General features: G+C 41.5%; 5 protein-coding genes and 1 pseudogene. 1 reads left to right on the top strand and 5 read right to left on the bottom strand.

The features are described 5' to 3' along the window. Positions 1–253 (top strand): annotated as a pseudogene (locus BLR53_RS16755) (glucosamine-6-phosphate deaminase); the annotation flags it as partial. A gap of 72 nt (positions 254–325) precedes the next feature. Here the strand turns inward: BLR53_RS16755 and BLR53_RS16750 are convergent. From BLR53_RS16750 to BLR53_RS16730, 5 genes are all read right to left on the bottom strand, one after another. Next, entirely contained in the window at positions 326–1090 is a 765-nt protein-coding gene (locus tag BLR53_RS16750) for a hypothetical protein (protein ID WP_074591362.1), read from the bottom strand. Between the two features lie 78 nt (positions 1091–1168). Beyond that, complete coding sequence (locus BLR53_RS16745) at positions 1169–1807, bottom strand: TetR/AcrR family transcriptional regulator (RefSeq protein ID WP_074591359.1); 639 nt, start codon at positions 1805–1807, stop codon at positions 1169–1171. A 391-nt stretch (positions 1808–2198) separates the two neighbouring features. After that, entirely contained in the window at positions 2199–3809 is a 1611-nt protein-coding gene (locus BLR53_RS16740; protein ID WP_218122995.1) for a cytochrome-c peroxidase, read from the bottom strand. 277 nt (positions 3810–4086) lie between these two features. Then, positions 4087–5490 carry a purple acid phosphatase family protein gene (locus BLR53_RS16735; RefSeq protein ID WP_083332116.1) on the bottom strand — a complete coding sequence of 468 codons (1404 nt, stop codon included), beginning with the start codon at positions 5488–5490 and terminating at the stop codon, positions 4087–4089. Between the two features lie 11 nt (positions 5491–5501). Next, positions 5502–6599, bottom strand: coding sequence for a phytase (locus BLR53_RS16730; protein WP_244889562.1), 1098 nt, complete (start codon positions 6597–6599; stop codon positions 5502–5504). Positions 6600–6603 lie beyond the last annotated feature (4 nt).

Below are 6603 nucleotides of genomic sequence, written 5' to 3'. Positions count from 1 at the left end.
CGGGGCATGGCTGGAATACGATACCCATGAAATTGAAATGGCCGTACCGCTTAGCCCTCAGGAACTGGAGAAAAAGAAATATGCGATTTTCAAACATCAATCCCAGAAAGACAGAGCCGTATTCCCCGGAGATGATGCCCGGGAATTCTGGGAAAGGGCAGAAGACCGGAACAGGGAAACAGCAAGGGCTTATGACGAGCTCGGGCTTGCTGAATATGAGGCCATGGAAGCTTTTGTCCGCTGGAAATTCTAAAATACCCCCTTCCAAAGAAAATGGGTTTAACGACAAAGGCCTCTGCTGTAGCAGAGGCCTTTGTTATATATTTCATTCTGCTTTTGAATTGAATTCCTCCAGCCAGCTTACCCTGGTATTGTTTAATGTATCCAGGTGTTCCAGTCGTTTATACTGATAATAGGCACCCTGATCAAAATCTCCATTAATCAGGATCATCCCAGCAATAAACACATGCCTGACACCTAACTCACTTTTGCTAATGAGGTCCTGGATCTTCTCATCAATCGCTTCGTACATGACTGCAGTTGCTTCTATGATCGGATTATCCGCAGTCATAAGCCGGTTTTCAGATTTCAACAAAATCTGCTGTACACGGTTAATCTGATAATTATCCTCCGGGTTGAGATCGGAAATGGTTAATTTCTCTTTTATCTTTTGCAGCGAAGAAATTACCGCACCACAACAGATAGAATCACCACACTGTCCGGTTCTTCTGAGTTCACCAGCTACCCCTTTATGATTAACACCGATATGCGGGCCATAACTAATGAGCATGGCTCCATGCTCCGGAATATGTTGCGCAGCAGTATTCAATGCCGCGAGTCCGGCAAAAGGATATCCTGAAAGACCACCCATTTTAAAAGCACCAATCATTTCTGAAGCTGCTGCAGGATACTGAAGCGTGTTGACTTCGTCACAGCAAATACTGTCGGCATGGAGAATTTGCTCAGGTTTGAGGTCGAGCTTCTGCCGGATGATATCATATAACAGGTTAACAGATTGTTCCGCAGGATTAGCTCGCGGATAGATTTTACGGATGAGATCCAATGAGGTTACAGAACCTGGTTCTTTCATTTGGCAATGGATTAAGATCTAATTTATTCCGGACAAAATTATTGGTAATTTCGTTATCCCAGCAAATTCGTGAATATTTTATTTCTTAATAATTGCGAGAACAATGTCCCTGATATGTGCTTTAGCTCTTTTCTTAAATAATTTCACATAATCTTCGTCAGATAGCGTATCAAATCCATTCACTTTTCTGTAATAATCTTTATTAAAGATCATTGCATTCAGGGAACCATAGATTGTACTCAATAAAAATGTAGTATCAATATCAGATTTAAATTCGCCCTTCTCTGCGCCATGCTGGAAAACATTAATCAATACTTTGAAGTTCCGCAAACGCATATTATTAAAGTGCTCCATTACAGATTCATCCTTCAGCGTTGACTGCAGCTGAAATAAAAGACGGTAGAAATATTTCTGTTCGAAGATTTTGTCGACATAGAGATCCAACAGGAATAGAATTGTATTAAGGGGGTCCTCAGCAAGCTCATCATATGCATTAAATACTTTGGCCATATTAATGGTTCTGTATTCCAGAATAGCCTGCATTAACTTTTCCTTCGATCCGAAGTAATAAGACACCATTGCAGAATTCATTCTGGACTCTTTCGCAATAATTCTGAGAGAGGTTTCAGCATAGCCGACTTCGGCAAACAATTTTTCACTGGTTTTAATTAGATGAATTTGTTTCTCGCTGAAGGTTCTATCCTTGTCCTTAATCATATCCCAATATCTGAATTTAACATTAAAATCGAGTTAAAAGTTAAGAAAACAATTTCTTTTCGTTAATCCGCAGTTCAAACCTAATCCAAATCTTTGAAAAAATGAGAAACTGTTTTAAAGTAACTACATTCTTACATAGGCTAATTCGCCTCACATAGAATTGTTAATAAGATGTTAACTACTCTCTTAATAAAGATATAAATAACTATAAATCAAATGATAATACAATTTAAACTGTGGAACAAAATGTTAATAACATTAGCAGGAATAATAAAAAAACAGAATACTAACATCAGTTGTGAATAAGTTGTGCAAAACACATTAAGAATGTTAATAATAGCTTTCTTTCTGTTAGGAATTATAGATCCCTGCTTGATTACCAAGGGTCGAATTAACGCACTTGTGGCAAAGTGTTAGAAACTGTATTCAAATTATCTGTCAGGCTCTCCATAAAGGCAACTATTTCCTGCACTTCTTTTTTCGACAGGTTAAGCGGCTTAGCGGAAAGTGTTTGGCCGGGTACCTCTAAACGGAGTCCGGCTCCGCCGCCCTGGTTATAAAATTCGACTACTTTTTCCAAATCTTCGAATGCACCGTTATGCATGTATGGGGCAGTTTTAGCGGTATTTCTTACCGTAGGAGTTTTAAATGCACCCTGATAATATGAAATCGGAAAAAACCCAAAGCGCCCAGCATCCTGGTCTGGAACTAAACGATCGAAATCGGCGTTAGCCGGTGTACCCAATACCTCAAACTCCGTCCGTTTGTAAAGCGGTGGTATCAATCCGTTAAATAATGGAGCAAAATGACAGCTGCCGCACTGCCCTTTCCCCATAAACAGGTTAAATCCATTCAACTGCTGCTTATTCATTGCGGATCTGTCACCAGCCATATAACGGTCAAAAGCGGAGTTCCTAGGAGAGAGCGTACTGAGATAGGCAGCCAGAGCCTCCGCGAGATTATTCATATTCAAAGGGTCTGCAGCCGCTGGGAAGGACTGCTGAAATGCGATCTGATAACCCGCATTCTTTTTCAGGGAAGCCACAATGACTTTATGCTCTCCATTCATCTCTGATGGATTCGCAATCACTTCTTTAATCTGCCCGGCCAAGGTTTTAACGCGCCCGTCCCAAAACTGGGCATATTGAAAACCCGCATATAATAAAGTAGGCGCGTTTCGTTTCACAAAAGACTCTTCATTAAAAGCAAGGCTTGTCTTTAGCCCATCGCTAAAATATTTCGCCGGATTATGACAGGAAATACAGCTTCTTTTCAAGTTTCCCGAGAGTATCTTTTCGGCAAATAACCGCTTACCCAAAGTCACTTTCATTTCATCAGCGTGTTTCCCTTTTCCTAAATCTGCAGCCGATACATCATTAAATGCCGATGCAGGTAGAGCATCCGGACTGAATATATGACTCGCCTTATAGTTTAATATACTTTTATAGTTGGCCTCCAACCCTCTTTCACGAATAAAATTGCCTAATTTCTCCTGCAAAGGAAGTGCATAAATAGTTAAGAATTCCATCCGGTCAAACTGATCGAAATTTGTATGTACTTTAAGGTAAGCAAGGGTACTGCTTAAAGACAGGGAGAGCTTACCATCTGTATTTTCTGCAGAACTGAGATAAGGTGTCAGTACCTTTTTGATGATATCAATAGATTGATAGGCTTCAGAAATACCGGTTTTGAGCTCTGGTGCATCATATCCTGTAATACCCAGCGTAATAACTTTAAGCAGTTCCAACCGAATACTTTCCAGTATCTCCTCATCTTTACCATCAAAGCTGTACAATAGTGAATTCAGGTCGGCTGCCGAAGATATCAGCAACTCTGCCTGTTCCAGTAATGCTTTGCGATGCCCGGCCGGATCTTCATCAAATAATAAGGCTTCGATTACCTGGAAACCGGATGGCTCCTGATATTCCATATAAGGTTCATCAACCTCAACTTTTGCCGGCCGGTTATAAATTAATCCGGAGCTCTCAAAGAAATAATCCATAAAAAACTCAATCCTTTTATAGGCCAATCTAGATTTGGTGAGCGCAGCCCTGGCATTTGCAATTGTTCGCGTATCCTGGCTGTTTAAAACTGATACAGCTGCCTACAGCTCAAAAAGGGACTGTCCAAAACCGGCAGTCCCTTCCTTAAAAATGCCGATCGTATGGTTTAACCCAATCCTTTGGTCTGCGGTCTTCAGACTGGAAAAAATGCATAGGCAGGTTATCCACAGCGCGGTAACGAGCAACATTTTGAGTTTATTGACCTTCATTCCAGGTTTATTCTTTAATCATCGTAAACTGGTCTCTCACGACCCCATCGGCACAAATCCATTTTAGCTCCAGACGCTTATCCTGCACATCCAAGAAACATGCGCCTCCATGATCAGCATCAGAAAAGTACATTGCATCATGCGGATAACCGGTCTGCTTCCCGCCCAATTTGCCCGCCGAACCGCTCACTACGTAGACCGTGCCATTATTTTTCTTGATCGTTTTAGTATAGGGCGCGGAGTTCCTGCTTCGGTCATTTCTTCCAGAAGAGTTACTTATATTATGTTTCTTGGGGTCAAACGTATTTTCCATTCCATAATGTCCCCGCATCAATTTGCTGCGTTCGTAACCATGGCTGTGTCCGTTCAATACGATATCTACCCCGGCGCGCTCTATAACCTTAATAAAGTTTTCTCTAATTTTAACCAGTTCTTCTTCCTCATCTGAATTATGGGACCCCATAGTATAAGGCGGATGATGCCAGAATGCAATTATCCAGTCCTTATTTTTATTCGCCGCCAGATCCTTTTTAATCCATTGTACCTGTGGTCCTATAGTATCATACAATCTGTAAGCTTTGTCTTCCTTTCCATAAGAATCCAGAGATAAGAAATGGATGTTCCCGACATCAAAAGAATAAAAAGCCTGCGTATGAGAGGGCACGCCGCCGGATTCTCCCGCAGTTGGCATAGAAAAGTTCTGATAGTATGCTGTCTCATGCGTTTCCTGAGCATATTTAGCACTCAGATCGGTATCATGATAGTCGTGATTTCCTGGCGTGGGGAACAGCGGATACTTTTTCAGCAGGTCATCTTTATAAACATTAAAAAACTTAGTTTGATACTCGGCATCTGTCCCATCCTGATAAGCATTGTCTCCCAGTAAAATCCAGGCATTAAGTTCATTTTCTCCGAGGTAACTGAGCATTTCTTTTTTAACCTGACGCTGGTTAATGGAGTTATCTCCGCAGTCCCCGAATGCTGCAATCCGGTAGTGTCCGGGTTTGCCGGGTTCAGGTAGCGTGGTAAAGAAGTTGTGTTCGTTTCCCTGCAAAGTATCCTTTAGTCCGCCAATTGAATAATAATATTTAGTAAGTGGCTTCAGCCCGTCTATTTTCAATTCATGTTCAGTAACCAGTTTGAGATCCTGCACGGACTGATCCAGATTTGCGGCTGAAGTACCGTAACGCACCCTACTTCTTACAGAAAGGTCAGTTCTCCAACGGATGTGAATACCTGTACTGCTTGCCACCTGCAAATAGGGGCCGCGAATGAGCTTTACAGGTTCTGCAGGCGCTCCTTTTTCTTTCTTTTGCGCAACAGCCATTCCTGAAAAAAGCATAACCAGCGGCAGCAGAATACAAAAGATCCTGTTACTACTTTTATAATTTATGTGATTTGATCTGTACATATTCTCTGAGTTTATTTAACTCCGTTTATATCCAGTTCTTTCCCTGCAATATCTTCCCATCTGTAGAAATGAAAAGTCCTGTCATCACTCATAGCTACGAAAAGGCCATGTTTGAATGTTTCATTTAACGGCACATTTACAACCTCAGACCCATCACTGTGTCTTGCTGCAACTTTAACAATTTTGAGCAACTGATGGTCGAACTTACCATCGGCACCAGACTCTCTTCTAAAAATCTGGAACCTGTTCACTCCCTGATCCGAAACCAAAATATAACCTTTGGAAGCAGATGTTTTATAGATAGAAATACCTTCATGGTCGTCTGCAAAACCGGTTGTGCCGAACAATGCTAACTCCTGATTTCCCTTTTCCGGGTCTGCATAATATTGTCTGACACCATGCTGCTCATCAGAATAGTAAATATAACCCAGCTCATTATCCACAGCAATAGCTTCGATTTCTTTTTTTCCACTGTAGGCACCAAATTTCCTGACCAGCGTTGCTTTGACCTGCCCGTTCCCATTATCTGATAATAAATATTGCCATAGATAGCTACCATCTACCGGTCCTGTTTTACGGCCTACTATTGCATATAACTTTCCTGATTTAGCTGTGTAAACAGCAATTCCCATCAGATCACGATATTCTATACCAGTTTCGCCTTCAAATACAGGGATACCACCTCCATCAACAGGTTTCATATCCGGTAAAGAAAAAATCCGCAGCTGATGCGTGAACCGTTCTGTAGTAATCGCGATATCCGTAGATACCCCATTTAGTTTTAAACCATAAGCGACGTCAACATTATTCGGTCTCTTTAAATCTTTTACCGTTAGGTCCGCCTGGATTTTACCCTCCAGGTTGAATACATACAAGGCCCCGTTAACTGACTTATCTGTCCCGATGACCAGACTCTTTGAAGGATCCGCAGGATTTACCCAGATCGCAGGATCGTCTGAGTCAAAGCCTACCTTTTCAGAAATAACTGCAGGTTTTATAGTGCCCCTGCTCACAGTAATACCTGCAGGAACACTGGATAATTTTGGACTGCATGCCGCCAGGAATAAAGGCGCCAGCATTAAAAAGTTTATTGATTTAGATAAGATCATAGAT

This window comes from Pedobacter antarcticus, from assembly GCF_900103515.1.
GTDB classification, from domain to species: domain Bacteria; phylum Bacteroidota; class Bacteroidia; order Sphingobacteriales; family Sphingobacteriaceae; genus Pedobacter; species Pedobacter antarcticus.
This window is presented reverse-complemented; position numbering and strand designations above follow the sequence as displayed.

What these genes read in the sequence shown, in the direction of transcription:
- BLR53_RS16750 (WP_074591362.1), bottom strand. Translation starts at nt 1,090, where the DNA reads ATGAAAGAACCAGGTTCTGTAACCTCATTGGATCTCATCCGTAAAATC.
- BLR53_RS16740 (WP_218122995.1), bottom strand. Translation starts at nt 3,809, where the DNA reads ATGGATTATTTCTTTGAGAGCTCCGGATTAATTTATAACCGGCCGGCA.
- BLR53_RS16730 (WP_244889562.1), bottom strand. Translation starts at nt 6,599, where the DNA reads ATGATCTTATCTAAATCAATAAACTTTTTAATGCTGGCGCCTTTATTC.
- BLR53_RS16745 (WP_074591359.1), bottom strand. Translation starts at nt 1,807, where the DNA reads ATGATTAAGGACAAGGATAGAACCTTCAGCGAGAAACAAATTCATCTA.
- BLR53_RS16735 (WP_083332116.1), bottom strand. Translation starts at nt 5,490, where the DNA reads ATGTACAGATCAAATCACATAAATTATAAAAGTAGTAACAGGATCTTT.